Consider the following 17292-nt stretch of genomic DNA (forward strand, 5'->3'; position numbering starts at 1 on the left):
CAATTTTTTTTGACCCTTATATCAGCAAGCTTTTCTCATGGGCAGTCTTCATCGTCAGCATAGTGGAATTAGTTTTGTTATAATATTTCTTATCATGCAAAAATGGTACAAGGCTTTTAAGAGTATGCCTATACAGACTAAATTTCCATTCCTGCATGGTTTTTAGCACTTGCAGTTCTTAGTTTCCTAAATCAATGAATGGATTAAAATATGTTTACCATTTTTGACCAAAATCTGCTTGAGCACTGCCAGCCCTGAACTTATAATTAATTTAGGTCTAAAGACAGTGTTGGCTGGGAGTGGGGATTTTGGTGAAAAAACGGTTATATTTTCTGGATAATCTGAAGGTTATGCTGACTCTATTGGTGGTTGTCCATCATGTGGGGCAGCCTTATGGCGGATCAAATGGTTTCTCGTATTTCATTTCAGAGGGGCAGACGGATCTAGGGAGATTTTTTTCAATCAATGCAGGCTTTTTCATGAGCCTGTTTTTCCTCGTTTCTGCTTACTTCCTGCCTGGCTCGTTCAGGAAAAAAGGGGTCAAACCCTTTCTGCTTGACCGGTTTATAAGACTTGGTATTCCTCTGCTGTTTGGTTTTCTGGTCATAATGCCCCTATTGATGTACTTTTACTATTTAAACTTTAGAGATTATGAATCTATCTCGTTTTTTCATTATTATTATTCCGTATATTTTGGTTTGGGGGGAAAGCCTGAGAAGTGGAGCGGACCGGTATTTCCCGATATGCAATTCGGACATCTCTGGTTCGTTGAGCATCTTTTGGTGTATGCGATTCTGTATGCCCTGATCAGAAAGCTTACGAAGAGAGAACCAGAGGTGAAATATCTCAGCAGATTAACAAATGGCAAGCTGGTCCTTATCGCCCTCCTGGTTTCGGCCATCACATACACCGTGAGAATTCAGTATGGGATTGACCACTGGGAAGGCCTGCTGGGCTTTATCCAGGTTGAATACGCCCATTTGCCGCAATACTCCTCTTTCTTTTTGCTGGGGATCCTCGCTTTCAAATATAACTGGTTTGAACGATTGGATAAGAGAATTGGAGCTGTCTGGCTGATAATTGGAGTCTGCCTTGCAGCCCTCCGGTATTTTACAAATGCGGTTCCATGGTCGCCAGGGGGCATGGCTGTCAGCAGTGCAGTCTATAGCCTGTATGAAACTTTCCTATGCTTTGGACTGGGCTTCGGCCTCATTTATTTATTCAAACGAATTTGGAACAAATCCAATCCATTCTTAAAGGTGCTCTCAGATAATAGCTTCGGGGTCTATATCTTCCATCTTCCCATTGCTGTCATAATCCAATATAGTTTTGCCGGGGCAGCGCTGACACCTTTCCTGAAGTTCGTCGCAGTATCCATTTTCACTATTGCCGCCGCTTTCCTGTTCAGCATGCTGATCAGGAAGATACCGGCAGTAAGAGGGATCATTTGAATTATAAATTTTGTATTATAATTGTGAGGAGAGAAGACATGTTTATAGTGAATGTAGAAGGCGCGTTAAATAAAGATGGCAAGTGGCTGATCATTAAACGCGGGGGCAGAGGAGGACCATGCAGCCGGAACGCTCTCCCTGGTGGGGGGTAAAGTTGAGGATGCTGGAACTTCCTATGATATCCTCGAGGAAACGGTTAAGCGGGAAATATATGAAGAAGTCGGAATACATATTAAGGATGAATTGAAGTATGTGCACAGCTCATCATTTGTTGCTGATGATGGAAGCATGGTGATAAATACTGTATTCCTATGTGAGTATCATAGCGGAGAAGCTTTCGGGAAAAGTCCCCAGGAAGTAGGCGCAATTTACTGGATGAGCACAAAAGAAGTGCTGGAAAATAGTAATGCTCCAGAATGGACGAAGGAAAGCATCAGGCGTGCTGAGGCTATGCTGCCAGGCTTGATCTGATCGAAATATTCTGCAGGAGCGGATTATGAAAATTTTTTCTACCATTCCTAAATATAGAAATGAATAAGGATTACATATAATTGTTCTTGAAAAAAACCTGTTTGAATAAAGGCTCTGCGGAACTTTGTCCATAATATAGGGTTTTAGTAGTGTATGAAAATATTACATTTTCTGCTAAAGTAGGAACTAGAAGTAAAAAGCAAAATATTTCATTTTGCAGGGAGGGATTTTCGTGGAAGTTAATTTTGTCGAAATCTTGATCCTAATTGCTGTCGGATATTTACTTTTTGAGGTCATTAAACTAAGTGGCCGGGTCATGAGGCTGAAATACGCGTTAGACCAAAATTCTAAACAAATTGATATGCCAGCGGGTCCAGTCGATCACGAATTAATACAGCTGCTGAGTGAAAAGAAGGATGTCAGAGCCGTAAAAAGAGTGAGAGATACACTAGGGTTGTCTTTGCTGGATGCGATAAAGTATGTGGATAAAATGAAATTGGAAGGCAAATCATCTTAAACGGACTCTTTGTGAGTTCGTTTTTTTAGTATTGTTTTTAATAGGGTATGTTAACTGATAAGGGTCATTGATAAGCATTAACCTTCCTGTATACCCGCAGCAGTTCATTATGGATGCCAAACAACAATTTATTTAATTTCCGTATTAAAAAATTCTATTACCCTGTTATTTTACACTTATAATGAAGGCAATCCTAAAGACAGTTTTTTAAATTGATTCTGTCTATCCAACCGTTAAATGAGCCAGGGACATAAAAAGGCGCCTTTTACTAAAGAAATGCGCCCGTTTGTGGAACAAGAAATTTAAGTTGTCTTACTTTCTTATTAAATATTAGGTTTCCAGTCTTTTTGTAATTGTTTTCGAATGTAAACAATTTGTCCAATATGGTAGGCGTTATGCGTGCAAATATTCCCGAGTATCTCCCACCACTTTGCAGGCGCCGGGAAACCATTCACTTCACTTTCAGCCTTTTCTTCAGTCAGCAGGTCTTGCCACCTAAGCAGAACCTTCAGCAGGCACTCTCTTAAGTCACCAAAACTTTTATTTTCTGGAACAATAAAGCTTTTATCATTATCACCAATTGGCGCAACAGCATTTACATGTGATTTTTCAAATCTCTTTTGCCATGTCTCATTCCAATAGAGCAGATGCTGCATAATTTCAGCGATACTGTTACTTTCATCGCTGGGCTTCCAAAACGCTTCTTCCTCTGACAAGTTTGCTGCTGATTCCGAAAACGGAAGGTAAAAGCTAGCGTCGTTTGCATTTGCTAGAAATTGATCCGCCAAAACATTTTTAGCATGGGACATTTCAACCACACTCCTTTCCTTCTATTTCGAGGCTCTTTTGAATTCTCCTCCTTTATTCCGTTAAGCTGCCCGATTGTTAAAATACTAATGACAAACATATAAGAGGTTAAGATTATCGACATTACAGTTAGAGTGTTGATTAACGGGTGAAAGCGAGATTGTAGAATATTTGGAGGTGTAAATGTGGAAGAAGCTGAATCGGCATTGTCAATTTGTTATTACGATGAAAACAACAATGAAGTTTTACTTGTTGACAAATTTTTGAAGGCAATGTACATCCAGGGAAATGGGGAAGACCTTGATTTATATAATGACCATCAACAATATTATTTAATAGAGTCAACTTTATTCTTGGACAGAGCTTTTTAATTATGTAGAAACTTCTGGCAAGCCGGCACGGACAGCGTTCAAGGATCAGCTGCGCCCTTATATCAGGGTGCAGCAAGCTCCACTTTAAGCCGGTCTGGATCTTCAAAAAAGACGGCGTAGTGTTCATTTCCTCCCGCAAAGGGGTGTTTATCCTCATAAAGAATAGGAATGCCCTTTTCTCTTAGCTTTCTTGTTATATCGTCTACCTGCCGGCGTGAATCTGCATGGAACGCCAGATGGTTCAGACCGGTTCGGGAGCGGTGGTAGGGGATGTCCATAAATCTGTCTTCCGTTTGAACGAAGACTATATATGTTTCGCCGATTCTCCAGCTTTGTCCGCTTTCCCATTCCTGAAACAACTTATAGCCCAATTCTTCTAAAAACCAGCCCCAGAAGGCAGTTGAAATCCTCAAATCTGAAACATTTAATTCTATATGATGGATAAGACCCTTTGACATAAGATAACCTCCTATTCGCACACTTTAATTTTAGCAGAGACATAGAGATAAATGCATGTATCCTGGAAAGCTATTCACACTATTTTTCATAAAAAAGATCTTGAGTAAATAAGCCTAAATTTTTAAATAATTCAGAGAAAAGACAGGCCGGAAACCATACCCTTGACCTATGCGGATTTTACAAGATTAGTAACTATTTCTCAATTATGGAATTTCTGATTCCTGTGAGTAGGTTTGTTGAAATTAACTGTTATATACTCAGTTTGTAAGCGTTATCAAAATTAAAAAGGAGGATTGGACGTATATCACGTGACTCAGAAAAGGCTGATTAAAAAAGAATATGGGAGGAATCAGGTTGATTAAGAGAAGTTTGAAGCGTTCTTTTATCACTGGGATGACACTGCTGGTAATGGCCGGAACTGCCTTGGGAGGACAAACCTATAGCGCCACCGCAAAGGAGTCTTCAGTTTCTTATAAAAACTCCAGGCTGCCGGTGGAAACAAGGGTGAACGATCTTTTGGGGAGAATGACGCTCGATGAAAAGATCGGCCAGATGGTCCAGCCGGAACGGAATGCGGTCACGGCCGCTGACATTAAGTCCTATGGAATCGGCTCTGTCCTGAGCGGCGGCGGTTCACTTCCTGCGACTGGGAATACACCGGCAGACTGGGCGGATATGATTGATAACTTCCAGGAAGGAGCCATGTCGACCCGCCTTGGGATCCCTATCATTTACGGAGTGGATGCCGTACATGGACATAACAATGTTTATGGGGCTACTATTTTTCCGCATAATATCGGCCTCGGAGCGGCCAATGATCTACGGCTCATGAAACGGATTGGAGAGGCAACGGCTGAAGAAGTACGGGCTACCGGCATTTCTTATACGTTTGCACCTGTCCTTGCCGCACCGCAGAATATACGCTGGGGACGCACTTATGAAGGCTATAGTGAGGATCCGCGCGACACCGGCAGACTGGGTTCGGCCTTAGTGGAAGGTCTGCAGGGCAATAAGAGGGACCGCGACTTCCTGAAAGGAAAACATGTGGTTTCGTCCATCAAGCATTTTGTCGGTGATGGACTCACTGAAGGCGGAGATGATCAGGGCAATGTGACCGAATACAGCGAGCAGGAAATCCGGAAGCATATTAAGCCTTATAAAGAAGCCATCCGGGCGGGAGCGAGGACGGTCATGGTCACTTACTCCAGCATTAACGGACTGAAAACTCACGGAGATTATCATTTGATCACAGAGGTCTTAAAGGGAGAACTGGGCTTCACAGGATTTGTAATCTCTGACTATAACGGACCTCAGCAAATCAATCCGGCTGATTTCCGGGATTCTATTAAACGCAGTGTGAATGCCGGAATCGATTTGTTCATGATCCCTAATGACTGGAAGCAATTCCTTTCTGTGACGAAAGAGCTTGTTGGTACGGGCGAAGTGTCCAAGAAACGGATTGACGATGCAGTAAGGCGAATTTTAAGGGTGAAGTTTGAAAACGGTCTTTTTGAAAAGCCATATTCTGACCGCAGCTTAACAGCAAAAGGAATCGGCGGTAAGGAAAACCGGGCCATAGCGCGTGAAGCGGTAAGGAAATCGCAGGTTCTGCTAAAAAATGAAAACCACCTGCTGCCGCTTAAAAAGAATAACAATAAAATTTTCGTTGCCGGAAAAAAAGCCGACAATATGGGCTACCAGGCTGGCGGGTGGACCATCAGCTGGCAGGGAGGTTCCCCGCAATGGATGGGACAGCCTGAAAAAGACCTGATTCCGGGCACCACGATCCTTGAAGGAATCCGGCAGGGAGCAGGCAGGAATACAAAAGTCGATTATAGCGCAGACGGTACCGGAGCCAAAGGACATGACGTGGCGGTAGTGGTCATCGGTGAGCCTCCTTATGCCGAAATGTTCGGAGACCGTGATGACCTTGGCCTTCTGCAGGAAGATATCGACCTGATGAAAAAAGTAAAAGCTTCCGGTGTGCCGATGGTCGTCCTCCTGCAATCCGGCCGGCCGATGATTCTGACCGAACAGCTGAAAGATATGGATGCCCTTGTAGCCACCTGGCTGCCTGGCAGTGAAGGCAGTGGAGTGGCAGACGTACTCTTCGGGGACTATCCGTTCACAGGAAAGCTGTCCTTCACATGGCCGAGAAATATGGAACAAATCAACAGCCATGATAAACGGCACCCTCTTTTCAAAAAGGGATATGGCCTGAAAACCTATCAGGGCCACAAAAAGCATTAATCTTAAATGGAGCAAAAGCAGGCTGAGTTAGCCGGCTTTTGCTTTTTTTATATGGGATTCCACAGGGCTCTCAACAGCTGGAATAAATTAAAAGGTTTATTATAGGAACATTTGTTCTATAAATAACATATAATAGCTGTTGAGGGGGAAGAAAGATGAATATCAGGGACAGAGGCAAGATTAAATGGCAGGGTGCGTTTTTTATGCCGGAGCATGTGAAGATGCTTAAGGAATTGAAGAGGGATGAAAACAGAGTGGAAAAGCCGCTGCTGGATGAATACCAAATAGAGGAGTTTGAAAACAAAATTTGTTTTGCGATGGAATTTAAGCTCCAGATCAAGACGGTCGTCTGGGAAGAGGGCTTTGAAAAAACGCACATTGGGATGGTGCACCGGCTTGATGAAATTCACAAGCTGATTTATCTGGAAACGGACGGTCCGCCGAATGAGCTGTTTAAGATTTTCTTTGATGACATTGTTCGTATAGAAGTGCTTGAATGATTAAATTACGTTTGAAGAAACAGCAGGAATGGAATAGGAATCCGCATGCGGCCTTGTTCCTATTCATCCATACATACCCCATATGAATAAAGCAGACAGGAGCCTATGGCTTCTGTCTGCTTTGTTTTTAACTCTTAAGAAAGGATATCAGCGCTTCGTTAAATTCCTGCGGATGTGTGGCATTTATTCCGTGCGGTCCGCCCGAGATAATTTGAAGCTCGCTGTTTTGTATGCTTTCATGCGATCTTTTCCCGCTTACCTCAAAAGGGACTATGCTGTCTGAATCACCATGGATGATGAAGACCGGCACATCGATTTTTTCGAGGTCGGCCCGGAAATCGGTGCGTGAAAAGGCGCTGATACATTCAAGTGTAGCCTTTGGCGAGGCGTTTGCAGCAATCTGCCAATTGTACTTCCGCAGCGGTTCGCTTACGAGAATCTGGGCGCCGTCCGGAGAGAAGAACTTGATCGTGAAATCATCCAGGAAGGAAAGTCTGTCTGTCCTGACTCCATTCTCAAGCTCGCTGATCGTCTTATCATCAAGCCCGCCTTCCGGGTTGTCATCAGATTTATAAAGGTAAGGGGGGACAGCTGCTGCGAGCACTGCTTTACTGATCCGGTCCGATCCATAATTCCCGATATACCGGACCACTTCGCCGCCTCCCATGGAGAATCCGACAAGCACTGCATCCTTAAGGTCCAGGTGTTCAATCAATTCATTGAGATCCCCGGCAAGCGTATCATAGTCATATCCGCCATATGGCTGGGAAGATGAGCCGAAGCCTCTGCGGTCATAGGTGATTACCCTGAATCCTTCTTCAACCAGGGCTGGAACCTGGTATTCCCAGGATCGTCTGCTGAGCGGCCAGCCGTGGACCAGGATTATCGGCTGTCCAGACCCGTGGTCTTCATAATAAATCTCAATCGGTGCTTCATTTTCCGTTCCAACTTTTAATTTCGCCATTCATTATCTCCACCTTTTTTAAATCAAGTTAACTAAAGATTTACCCAAAGAATGGAAATAAAAACAGCGCATGAATTATTTCTCGGGAAAGCGCAGGAAATGACAAAGTTTTTTACTTTGTCGAATAAATTCACTCGGTCTGATAATGCTCCTTGATGAATGTTTCTTCCTCCTCCAGAGTCATAATGCCGGTGGCTTCTCCAACCGTGCCGCCCTGCAGCTTCCAGATGGTGTTATGATCCTTGTCCACTAGTGAAAAATCATGTTGTTCCCACCGCTTAAGCATTTCCATATAAACTGGATCATGTTCATAATTCATTTCATTTCTCTTTACGACAAGCAGCAGACGTTTCACACGTTCATCGGTCATCGGCAGAAATCCCCATTTATCCTCTGCGGTAATTTTTTGATGTGTCATGCCGTGAAGGGCATTTTGAACCTCAACCTCTGGCATGCTGAAGGGGAATTCCTTAGCAACCGGCTGGGTCCGCTTCTCCTCCACTTCTATAAAAGCCTGTCTGCCCTTTGAATCTGATTTTTTCACGGAGAGTGTCGATTTGCCCCCGGATGGTGTGTTCTTGGCTTCAAGGTAAAAATAAGTGCCGATTCCGGCTGCAGCCATGACCAGGAGCAGAACCAATATTCCCGCCAGGCTTTTCATGGTTTTTCTCAAATATCCAACCTCATTTATAAAAGTTTATTCTTATATTCGATTCAGCACAATCGAAACCCTTTTTTACCTATCCATTTCTATAAACTCGTTATTATTATATAATTTAGAAAACGCTTGCAGATGAAAGGAGCCTGTTCATGGCACACGATCATTTTCAGACAGAAGCTGAAGTATACATAGCATTCGATGTTGGAGGAACTCATATTAAGCATGGGCTGCTTACAGGGGAAGGTACCTTTATTTCAAAGGGCAGCTATCCGACTGTCTGTGACACTCTCGAACAATTTGTCGGCGGCATGGAAAAGGTCATCGGGGAATATAGTACTGAACATAGTGCGGCTGGCATTGCAGTCAGCATGCCGGGCTTCATAGATGTGAACACAGGGTATTCCGAGCGCGCAGGATCCATCCGGGTTCTCGATCAGAAAAACCTAAAGGAAATCCTCGAGGAGCGGACAGGGCTGCCCGTCGAAATGGAAAACGACGGCAATTGCGCGGCCCTGGCGGAAAAGCTTAATGGGAATGCAGTGAGCTGCCGTAACTTTATCTGTGTCACACTTGGTACCGGTATAGGAGGCGGCATATTCATCAACGGCGAAATTGTCCATGGTGCAAGCTTCCGAGGAGGGGAATTCGGCTTTATGTTTACGCCGGCTTACCATCCAGACCGGCCGCATATGCACGGAAATGCTTCCACCGGCGGTTTAATCAAAATGTATAAGGACCTTAAGGGCTTAACTGTGGATGAGAAAGTCGGCGGTGAAACGGTTTTTGAAGAAGCAGAGCACGATACCGCTGTGAAACGTCTGATAGAAGAGTGGGTGAAAAATATCAGCTATGGTCTCTATAACCTGGCAGTGACCCTTAATCCGGAAAAGATCCTCATTGGCGGAGGCATCAGCGGAAGGGAAGGCCTGATCGAAGACATCATCCAGCATGCCCGCCATTACCCTTACTGGGACTCCTTTGCCGTTTCAGTCGAACCATGCCGCCATAAAAATGATGCAGGCATGCTCGGGGCCCTGTATCACTTCATAAGCAGGGCACAGAAAGTGGAGCAGCCTCAGTGATATGGAACTATTTGTCTGGGGGAGTAGGACGGGGCATAGCTGGTCCTGTACATTACTTTTAGAACTAAAATGGCTGAGGAAATGGGTTAAAATGGTCGTAAGGCTCTCTTTAGAACCAAAATGGCTGGAGAATTAGGTGAAACTGGTTGTAAAGCTTTCTTTAGAACCAAAATGGGTGGAGAATAGGGTTAAAATGGTCATAAGGCTCTCTTTAGAACTAAAATGGACGGAGAATTGAGTGAAATTGGTTGTAAAGGTTCTCTTATAACCCAAACTACGAGAAATCAGGCAAAACAGGTCATAAAGATCCTCTTATGACCAAAACAACCCAGGAAACAGGTAATACAGTGCATAAGGTTTCCTTTATGACCAATAAAGCTTCAGAATTCTGGAAAGCGTCCATAAAAATTTACCTTAGAACCCTATCAAACGAAAAAGCCGATTAAAAAGGGCCTGTAAATTTAAAAACGCAGGATTCAACCTGGAACTTTTTCAACCGGTTTTCCTGCTGATTCACCTCTGTTGAAATTAAATTTCAACGACCCTTGCATTTTTACAGTATGCTTGTTATAATAAAAAAGAATTATTTTTGTTCGAACAAAAGGATAGCTTAAGTTTTTGACTTTTCGTCTAGATGAGTACTTCGGCAAGGATAGTAATAAATTGTGCAATCTGCACTAGGAGGCAACACAAATGGAAACAGGTACAGTAAAATGGTTTAACGCAGAAAAAGGATTCGGTTTCATCGAGCGCGAAGGTGGAGACGACGTATTCGTACATTTCTCTGCTATCCAATCTGAAGGATTCAAATCTTTAGACGAAGGCCAAAAAGTAACTTTTGACGTTGAGCAAGGAGCTCGTGGACCACAAGCTGCTAACGTTCAAAAAGCATAATATTTGACTAATCCAAGCAGGCTCTCTTTTGAGGGTCTGCTTTTTTAATGCAAAAAAATGCATAAGCATTCCCGGAGGTGGCAATCCTGATAAGATACTATTACGGGAGGTGCGGAATGCTTGTTCATAAGAGTTTTCTAAAGCTTCTGCGGGAAAAGGATATCCCACTTACTGAAAAATTTGAGTATCAGGTTAAAGGGGAGACCATTAAGCTTAGCATGGTTGAGATTCTTGACAGCTATACGAGCCGATTCCAGGAGGATACAGCAGAGCTTGCCAGGATGTATGAAGAGTGGCCGAAGGAAGACATTCTGGATTCGATCAGGCGGCTGGGGTTCAGGAAATGGTTTGATGACTTGGCGGGAAAAGAGAATGGAACCCGGCTGAACCAAATTTTGTTCCTGGCGGTAACTCAAAGAGAGTGCAAATTGAGAGTCAGGACTTCTGAGGGCGATGAAGAATGGGTGCTCTCTTATGATGAAAAAGGATTGAAGCTGTCTGCCCCGCATACTACCATACAGACTCACGACCTGACGGAGATCATGCTGGAATTTGCTGCAGTCATGGATTCTATTTTAGGACCTGAAGAACCAGGTGAATATGAGAGGAATCCCTTCTGGAAGAGCTCTTAAAAACAAAAAACCTGCCCAAAGAAGGGCAGGTCAGCCTGGTACAGGTAAAGTATTGCAGATTGGTTTAACTCATTATAGCACAAAACAGGTAAAAAGTCCTGAAATATTTTTGCGAATAAAAGAAGAACCACATCCAGGAAGGATGAGGTTCTTCTTTTATTCGCTGGAACCGCAGCCGCCAATTTATCGTCTAAGGAATTACCATGATGAAATATAGTGGAGAAGGAGTCACCCTGGCGTATTGGCTGCATATCCTTCAAAAAAATTTGAATAAATACAGTTATTTTCAATGCGTATGATTCTGTAAGTAACAAACTCCACATTTTTTTAAAGATAGGCATCCCATCTTTAAAGATGAAGGCGCCGGAATAACCGGCATATAAAAGTATAAGTTGGGTTTTGCAAATTTCAATGTGCGTAAGGAATGAAATTGTTTAAAGTGGGAGTGCGGGGTAATGCTTAGGGGGAGATGCCAGGTTTTATACCTGCATCTCCAATAAATCAGCAGCCTGTGTTTTGGTAAGGCCTGAAATCAGCTGTATTTCGCCTAACAGGATTTTTTCTGCACTCAGCAGCATATTTTTTTCGTTAGGACTTAGTGATTTTTCGTTCTGGAGCCGTTTCAGGTCACGTACGACTTCGGCGCCATCTACCAGTGAGCCGGACCTGATTTTCTCCTGATTCTGCTTGAGACGCTGCTTCCAGGTCAGTGCAGGGTCGGAGCTTCCATTATGAAAGACCTTTAGTGCTTCTTCCAGTGCCGTTTTGTCACCGATCATCCGGATTCCTGCTGCCTGTATCCGGTTAGATGGTACCATTAGCTGCATATTGTTATTGGAGATGGTGATAACACAATATGTCTGGGTTAATCCATGAATCTCTTTTTCTTCAAAGTCTTTTATGATTCCAAGACCTTGTGTGGGATATATAATATGATCGCCTATTTCAAACAAAACCTTCACCTCCGCGTTAATCTATTTATAGTATAACATAAATAAGGAAATAGGCAAAATAATATATACTATCATTTTTATATGTGTTAAGTCAATATTAAAAGATAACAAAATGAAAGCATTTTCCTGGTTTTTTCTGTTCCTGCCAGCAGTAGGAGTGTTCCTGAAAAATAAATTGACAAAAATTAACTTTGGTTCTATAAATATTTTAAATAGATAACGGTGAGAGACAGGGTAACATATGCAGTTTGTTAAAAATTATAAGAAACATGAGGGGCTGCGGAAAAGCTTTAATAAAACTGGCACTATCAACCTTCGGCATCAGTTTTGAGAACTGGTATTTAAAGGGTTCCTGGGGCGGCAGGTATATCCCTTACTCCTTTGAAGCGGCCGGAAGAATAGCAGCCAATATTTCAGTTACCATATCAAACCTTTTATCAATGGTGAGCAAAAGCGGGCAGTTCAGATTGGAACCGTTATGACTCATCCTGATTGCCAGGGCCGGGGACTGACAAGGAAGCTTATGGAGAAAGTAATGGACGATTTCAGTACATATGATTTAAATTACCTTTTTGCCATTCATCGGTGCTTGGCTATTATCCCAAGTTTGGATTTCGTCCCGTGGAAGAAACACTCTTCCAGATGGACTGCCCAGCTGCAGGGGGAGATAAAGGGCAGATTCGGAAGCTGGATGGGACAAATCCGTGTGATTTGGATTTCATCTATCATAAGGCAGTGAATCGGATTCCTGTTTCAGAGTGCTTTGGGACCCTTGATACTGTGGAAATTCTCATGTATCACTGCATGAATGGATTTAGCGGAGTTCTTTATTATGCAGCTGCGGAGGATGCTGTAGTGATAGCACGCCAGGAGGCACTTGTTCGATGTGATCAGCGGCCAGAATGTGGCCCTGACTTCCATCCTGCCGCTCCTTGCATGGGGTAATACCAAAACGGTTACCTTCCATTATACGCCCAGCCTTAAGGAAAACCCTGTTCAAGGCAAAAAATTATGTGGAAGCGAAGTGCAGTTTGTTAAAGACCTGAGCGGCACGGCCTTGCCTCCCGTGTTCATGCATCCGATTACCGCTCAGGCTAAGAAGGGGAGGGGGAAACTTCTTTTAATGGAGGAAGGGTTATGGGGCCTGGCCATCGAATATAGGAGAATGGATTTCTTATACTAAAGATAATGGACGGAAAAATTATAATATCCTAAATTAGGACCTGAATGAGGGGAACCAGAATGATAGATAAAAGCAGCCTGATCCACCACTCGCTGGAGATGCTGGACCGTATCCAAAATACTATAGCCCGGCAGTATGAAGCGATGATGAAGTTTGATTTGACACCGAAGCAGCTGCAGGTGCTGAAGGCGGTGAAAAAAGATGGGAGCCTGACAGTCAATGTTTTGTCGAGAAAGCTCTCTCTTTCGCCAAGCTCACTGAGTCAGATCGTCAAGAGGCTGGAAAAGCACGATCTGTTAAAAAGGGCGTGGGGGGAAGAGAACCGGCGGGTGGTTTATGTTACACTTGGCACTAAAGGTGAAGAACTGTTTCAGGATATGGAGAGAACCGTTGAAGTAATTCGGGATAAATATTATTCACATTTTACCGTTGAAGAAATTCAGTCCTTCCAGGTGCTTGTGGAAAAGCTTCATGCGGCTGTGCAGCCAGAAGAGGCCCTCTAGGGGTTACATAAGGAAAACAGGAGAATAAAATGGGTAATTTTAAAATTGCAGAACAAATAGCGGGAGCTTATGCAGATAATAATTCGGTCGAGGCCGTTATGCTAGCCGGTTCGGTGGCAAGGGGCATGCAGGATCGTCATTCGGATATTGAAATATATGTTCTTTGGTCAGCTGCGCCCTCAGACCGGGAACGGAAAGATGTGATCGGGGCATTAAATGGTGAAATCCTTACCTTTTTCGATTATGAAGACGAAGAATGGTCGGAGTCTTACCGTGTAAAGGGAATCAAAATAGAAGTCAGCAGCTTTTTGACATCGTCCGTTTCTGCTTTTATCTCCCTGAATGTGGATGAGGGTAATGAGGACCTGGATGCCCAGGCAATCACTGCTTCCATTGTGGACGGTATTCCGCTTAATGGGGCAGAAATCATTCACGGACTAAAGGAAAAGGCAGGAGCCTATCCGGAGGCCTTGAGGAGAAACATGATCGAAAGCCAGCTTGAATTCAGCAGCCGCTGGAGCGCACGGAACGCCTATATTGAGAGGGAAGACTTCTTTATCTATCAAAAGCTTGCCTGGGATACGGCTTCCCGCATCCTGATGATGCTGCATGGATTGAACAGGCTGTATGTGAGTCATCCCGGGTTTAAGTGGATTCATGAGACAATCCGGAAGATGGAAATCAAGCCGCCGAATCTGGAAGAACGGATCCGTACAGCCGTCAGCGGGCAGACACGGGAAAGCGTCATTGAGCTTGAGAGCCTGCTTGCTGAAACAGGGGCTCTGATCACAAGGCATCTGCCTGGAATCGATATCGGCGGATTTTTAAAGGAGATATCAGCAACAAGGGTTTCAGACAAAGAAAAAAGCTGATGGGCTTATGCTCAATCAGCTTTTTTCTTCCATATGCTCTTTTGGTGCTGCATTTTCGAATAGTACTGATATGTAACTGTTTAATTCAAATCCGTCTTCCTTTGTAAATTCAGTTAATGAAATATGATTGTTTTCTCTCATTTTAAATGACCTCCAGTTTTTTTATTTTCGTTTTATGCTGTTGGTTCTTATATTCCCTGTCTCTGAAATTTGTAACCTTTAATTCTATAAAAATATTTTCCATTTACGTCAAAACAGCCCTGCGTCAAGGATGCAGGGCTGTTTTCTTATTTCTCGAATATTGCATTTGATAATAGGCGGAACAGGTAATCCGTATGATCTCGGAATCCGGGTTCAAGGCCGATTAATGTAACATCCCGGTTTTTTTCCTGAACAATGACAGGCTGGCCCTTGGCAGCTTGATTGTTTGCCCAGTGCCCTGCCATAAAGAAATCGCTGGAATCTGCATAGGAGGCAGAAACTTTGTCGTTTTCAACTCCAGGGCCGGAGTACCAGACCGGACGGTACACAAATCCCAGGTCATTTGCTTTATAGCCGGCAGTAAGGCTGTCTCCCGCATTTTTAACCTTCACGATTCCATTCGAGTTGGAGCCGCCGGTATTGATTACATCATCTGTAAGTCCAAGTGTCCTGGACGCCCTTGAAGCACCGGCACCAACCGCAATATATTTGCCTCCGTGATCCAGGAAGGAAGCTAAATTTTTCTTGAAAGAATCGAGAGCTCCTGCAGACTGGAATCCAAATTCCTTATTGGCCTCGGATAAAGTGGTGGAAATCAGATTTTCCGTACCGCTGTAGACGAAAACGTCGAATCCGTTAAGGCCGGAGGAAGCCGCCTGCTGTGGTGTAACTTCTGTCACCTGGAATCCAAGCCTCTCCAGTGCGAGTCTGGTTCCAGAATGGGTTTGCTGCTTGTTCATTCCGCCATCTTTAAAAATGGCCACCTTCATATGGGAAACCGGCGATACAACGCCCGGGATGCCGGATGTGCCTATATTCAATCCTGACGCTTTAACAAGCGGTGAAATGACCTTTGAATCGGCTGCTGTATAGAAATCGCCATTTTCGTCCCGAACGACTGACACTCCCTGCTGCAGGAGAGCGTTCACGAGCTGAACGGCTTTAACAGAACTGTTTGGAATTTTATACGGACCTTTTCCAGAAAGCGAACCATTAAATTCAGCCTGCTTGACCCCTGAAGCGGGAACAGTGACAGGGGAATGAACCGGGTTGGCTTCAAAGCCCCATAATTCAGGGAGGCTCCAGGCTGAGATATCATACATGGCCGGCGTATCATCCGTTATGTCTTCTCCGTCCCAGAGCATTGTATTGGCAAGGCCCGCTTTTGCCTGGTCCATCCTTACAAGATACGTCCCTTTAGGATAGGAAACACCTTCTGCTTCAAAGTCTTTATTGGCGCGGACTACCTCGATGTCATTGTTGATCAGGTGATTCACTGCCTTTTCTGTGACAGTCGGGTCCTCTGGATTTACCGGAAGGATATAAGCATCCGGGAAGAAGCCTTCCTTATGGAAGGGATGATCAAAGTTGATGCCCCGCTTGAACATCTCGATTTGATCTGTAATCATGCCCTGCTTATTTTTTGTCGCATACTTCAATGCTCCCATGATGGCGTCATACTGCCAGCGCACTCCGTCCAGATCATTGGTCGGCGCTTCAAGGGTATGGCCGTATGCGCCGTGGTACATCGCATACATTGGGGTGAATATCGGCGGATAATCATCCCAGCCTGCTGTATCATTTCGCTGCGGGATATAAGAGCCTTCCATGCTTTGGTAGAGGCTGCCCGTGTACTTGTTTTTATTGCTCATAATTTCTGCTTCCATAGCTTTCGCCTGAGGCAGGGCCCATTTATTATACAGATCATATTCATAATTCGGGTTATGTGGAGGGGTGCACGGTTCAATCAAACCTTGCAGGTTTGGCGCATAATTTTTCACATATCCGTGTGTATCGAGAAACACCATTGGATTCCATTCCTTGATCAGTTCGACTGTTTCCCGTGTTTCTGGCTGGGATTGAGTGATAAAATCCCGGTTTAAGTCAATTCCTTCGCCGTTAAAGCGTGTCGCATTAATTCTGCCGTCTGGGTTTTGAACGACGTTGAAAATCAGGATATTATGGTTCAGGATGTTCTTGGTTTCGGCATCGCTTGCCGTTGCAAACCGCTCAATCAGCTGCATGACGGCGTCCGTGCCCACGAATTCAGTTCCATGGATGGAGCCATTGATCATGATGGGCACTTTGAAGTCCGGGTTTTCGGCAATCCATTTCTGGGCTTTGCCGGTATTCTTGAACATCTGTTTGCGCAGTGCTTTGTTTTTTCCAAATTTCCCTTTAGTCTCCGGATCGGAAATCGTCACGGCATAAAGGGGCTGGCCCTTGGCAGATGTACCGCGCACCTCCACTTTAATCCGGTTTGATTTTTCCTCAATTTCAGCGAGTTTGGCACGAACCTCAGAGAACTTCATAAAGTCATAGTTTTCACTATTGAACTTGCTTCCATCCTGTTCTTCGAAAACATTGACATTCACCCAGTTTTTAGTCGCTGCATAACCAGGCGTAAGGGGTACTGCTGCCAGGATGCTCACTGCAAGTGCTCCAGATAATATCTTTTTCTTGCTCATATTCTGTCTCCTATCTGTATAAGTATCAGTCTATTTTTATATTAATTCATCGT

Annotated in this window: 19 protein-coding genes and 1 pseudogene; 13 read left to right on the forward strand and 7 right to left on the reverse strand. The window is 44.1% G+C overall.

The features are described 5' to 3' along the window. The first annotated feature begins 311 nt into the window (after positions 1-311). The 3 genes and pseudogenes from V1501_RS09885 to V1501_RS09895 all read left to right on the forward strand — a co-directional run bounded on the left by V1501_RS09885 (position 312) and on the right by V1501_RS09895 (position 2439). Positions 312-1451, forward strand: a complete 1140-nt coding sequence (locus V1501_RS09885; protein ID WP_409292945.1) for an acyltransferase family protein — start codon at positions 312-314, stop codon at positions 1449-1451. Positions 1452-1489: 38 nt separating this feature from the next. After that, positions 1490-1922, forward strand: a pseudogene (locus V1501_RS09890) (NUDIX hydrolase). A gap of 232 nt (positions 1923-2154) precedes the next feature. Further along, complete coding sequence (locus V1501_RS09895; protein ID WP_409292947.1) at positions 2155-2439, forward strand: hypothetical protein; 285 nt, start codon at positions 2155-2157, stop codon at positions 2437-2439. 323 nt (positions 2440-2762) lie between these two features. Here the strand turns inward: V1501_RS09895 and V1501_RS09900 are convergent, their stop codons facing one another. Further along, complete coding sequence (locus tag V1501_RS09900; protein ID WP_409292949.1) at positions 2763-3248, reverse strand: DinB family protein; 486 nt, start codon at positions 3246-3248, stop codon at positions 2763-2765. A 183-nt stretch (positions 3249-3431) separates the two neighbouring features. On the opposite strand from V1501_RS09900, the gene V1501_RS09905 reads away from it, so the two are divergent. Next, entirely contained in the window at positions 3432-3617 is a 186-nt protein-coding gene (locus V1501_RS09905; protein WP_409292951.1) for a hypothetical protein, read from the forward strand. 62 nt (positions 3618-3679) lie between these two features. Here the strand turns inward: V1501_RS09905 and V1501_RS09910 are convergent, their stop codons facing one another. Beyond that, positions 3680-4075: a VOC family protein gene (locus tag V1501_RS09910; protein WP_409292952.1), complete on the reverse strand. Its 396-nt coding sequence runs from the start codon at positions 4073-4075 to the stop codon at positions 3680-3682. A gap of 355 nt (positions 4076-4430) precedes the next feature. On the opposite strand from V1501_RS09910, the gene V1501_RS09915 reads away from it, so the two are divergent. Both V1501_RS09915 and V1501_RS09920 read left to right on the forward strand, forming a co-directional pair. Further along, positions 4431-6326 carry a glycoside hydrolase family 3 protein gene (locus V1501_RS09915; protein ID WP_409292954.1) on the forward strand — a complete coding sequence of 632 codons (1896 nt, stop codon included), beginning with the start codon at positions 4431-4433 and terminating at the stop codon, positions 6324-6326. A 155-nt stretch (positions 6327-6481) separates the two neighbouring features. After that, entirely contained in the window at positions 6482-6826 is a 345-nt protein-coding gene (locus V1501_RS09920; protein ID WP_409292955.1) for a YolD-like family protein, read from the forward strand. Between the two features lie 127 nt (positions 6827-6953). On the opposite strand, the gene V1501_RS09925 is transcribed toward V1501_RS09920, so the two are convergent. Both V1501_RS09925 and V1501_RS09930 read right to left on the reverse strand, forming a co-directional pair. Further along, on the reverse strand, positions 6954-7790 hold the full coding sequence (locus V1501_RS09925) for an alpha/beta fold hydrolase (RefSeq protein WP_409292956.1): 837 nt from the start codon (positions 7788-7790) through the stop codon (positions 6954-6956). A gap of 130 nt (positions 7791-7920) precedes the next feature. Next, positions 7921-8463, reverse strand: coding sequence for a DUF6241 domain-containing protein (locus V1501_RS09930; RefSeq protein WP_409292958.1), 543 nt, complete (start codon positions 8461-8463; stop codon positions 7921-7923). Between the two features lie 137 nt (positions 8464-8600). Between V1501_RS09930 and V1501_RS09935 the strand changes: the two genes are divergently transcribed. The 3 genes from V1501_RS09935 to V1501_RS09945 all read left to right on the forward strand — a co-directional run bounded on the left by V1501_RS09935 (position 8601) and on the right by V1501_RS09945 (position 11059). Next, positions 8601-9533 (forward strand): ROK family protein, encoded by a 933-nt coding sequence (locus V1501_RS09935; RefSeq protein ID WP_409292959.1) that lies wholly within the window; start codon positions 8601-8603, stop codon positions 9531-9533. 693 nt (positions 9534-10226) lie between these two features. Next, positions 10227-10427 (forward strand): cold-shock protein, encoded by a 201-nt coding sequence (locus V1501_RS09940; protein ID WP_409292960.1) that lies wholly within the window; start codon positions 10227-10229, stop codon positions 10425-10427. Between the two features lie 116 nt (positions 10428-10543). Next, positions 10544-11059 carry a hypothetical protein gene (locus V1501_RS09945; protein ID WP_409292961.1) on the forward strand — a complete coding sequence of 172 codons (516 nt, stop codon included), beginning with the start codon at positions 10544-10546 and terminating at the stop codon, positions 11057-11059. A 479-nt stretch (positions 11060-11538) separates the two neighbouring features. Here V1501_RS09945 and V1501_RS09950 read toward each other — a convergent pair whose 3' ends face one another. After that, on the reverse strand, positions 11539-12012 hold the full coding sequence (locus tag V1501_RS09950; RefSeq protein WP_409292963.1) for a CarD family transcriptional regulator: 474 nt from the start codon (positions 12010-12012) through the stop codon (positions 11539-11541). A 466-nt stretch (positions 12013-12478) separates the two neighbouring features. Between V1501_RS09950 and V1501_RS09955 the strand changes: the two genes are divergently transcribed. The 4 genes from V1501_RS09955 to V1501_RS09970 all read left to right on the forward strand — a co-directional run bounded on the left by V1501_RS09955 (position 12479) and on the right by V1501_RS09970 (position 14570). Further along, positions 12479-12751 (forward strand): hypothetical protein, encoded by a 273-nt coding sequence (locus V1501_RS09955; RefSeq protein WP_409293315.1) that lies wholly within the window; start codon positions 12479-12481, stop codon positions 12749-12751. A 138-nt stretch (positions 12752-12889) separates the two neighbouring features. Next, on the forward strand, positions 12890-13195 hold the full coding sequence (locus V1501_RS09960) for a hypothetical protein (protein ID WP_409292965.1): 306 nt from the start codon (positions 12890-12892) through the stop codon (positions 13193-13195). 59 nt (positions 13196-13254) lie between these two features. Next, positions 13255-13698, forward strand: a complete 444-nt coding sequence (locus V1501_RS09965) for a MarR family winged helix-turn-helix transcriptional regulator (protein ID WP_409292966.1) — start codon at positions 13255-13257, stop codon at positions 13696-13698. A gap of 29 nt (positions 13699-13727) precedes the next feature. Then, positions 13728-14570 (forward strand): DUF4037 domain-containing protein, encoded by an 843-nt coding sequence (locus tag V1501_RS09970; RefSeq protein WP_409292968.1) that lies wholly within the window; start codon positions 13728-13730, stop codon positions 14568-14570. Between the two features lie 15 nt (positions 14571-14585). Here V1501_RS09970 and V1501_RS09975 read toward each other — a convergent pair whose 3' ends face one another. Continuing rightward, positions 14586-14711 (reverse strand): hypothetical protein, encoded by a 126-nt coding sequence (locus V1501_RS09975; protein WP_409292969.1) that lies wholly within the window; start codon positions 14709-14711, stop codon positions 14586-14588. A gap of 146 nt (positions 14712-14857) precedes the next feature. Further along, a complete protein-coding gene (locus V1501_RS09980; protein ID WP_409292970.1) occupies positions 14858-17239 on the reverse strand; it encodes a M14 family zinc carboxypeptidase in 2382 nt (793 codons plus the stop codon). Positions 17240-17292 lie beyond the last annotated feature (53 nt).

This window comes from Paraperibacillus esterisolvens (assembly GCF_046237625.1).
GTDB lineage: Bacteria > Bacillota > Bacilli > Bacillales > DSM-1321 > Paraperibacillus > Paraperibacillus esterisolvens.

Excerpts from the sequence above, each read along its gene's own strand:
- V1501_RS09900 (WP_409292949.1), bottom strand. The coding sequence starts at position 3,248 with ATGTCCCATGCTAAAAATGTTTTGGCGGATCAATTTCTAGCAAATGCA.
- V1501_RS09910 (WP_409292952.1), bottom strand. The coding sequence starts at position 4,075 with ATGTCAAAGGGTCTTATCCATCATATAGAATTAAATGTTTCAGATTTG.
- V1501_RS09920 (WP_409292955.1), top strand. The coding sequence starts at position 6,482 with ATGAATATCAGGGACAGAGGCAAGATTAAATGGCAGGGTGCGTTTTTT.
- V1501_RS09925 (WP_409292956.1), bottom strand. The coding sequence starts at position 7,790 with ATGGCGAAATTAAAAGTTGGAACGGAAAATGAAGCACCGATTGAGATT.
- V1501_RS09935 (WP_409292959.1), top strand. The coding sequence starts at position 8,601 with ATGGCACACGATCATTTTCAGACAGAAGCTGAAGTATACATAGCATTC.
- V1501_RS09940 (WP_409292960.1), top strand. The coding sequence starts at position 10,227 with ATGGAAACAGGTACAGTAAAATGGTTTAACGCAGAAAAAGGATTCGGT.
- V1501_RS09945 (WP_409292961.1), top strand. The coding sequence starts at position 10,544 with ATGCTTGTTCATAAGAGTTTTCTAAAGCTTCTGCGGGAAAAGGATATC.
- V1501_RS09965 (WP_409292966.1), top strand. The coding sequence starts at position 13,255 with ATGATAGATAAAAGCAGCCTGATCCACCACTCGCTGGAGATGCTGGAC.
- V1501_RS09970 (WP_409292968.1), top strand. The coding sequence starts at position 13,728 with ATGGGTAATTTTAAAATTGCAGAACAAATAGCGGGAGCTTATGCAGAT.
- V1501_RS09975 (WP_409292969.1), bottom strand. The coding sequence starts at position 14,711 with ATGAGAGAAAACAATCATATTTCATTAACTGAATTTACAAAGGAAGAC.
- V1501_RS09980 (WP_409292970.1), bottom strand. The coding sequence starts at position 17,239 with ATGAGCAAGAAAAAGATATTATCTGGAGCACTTGCAGTGAGCATCCTG.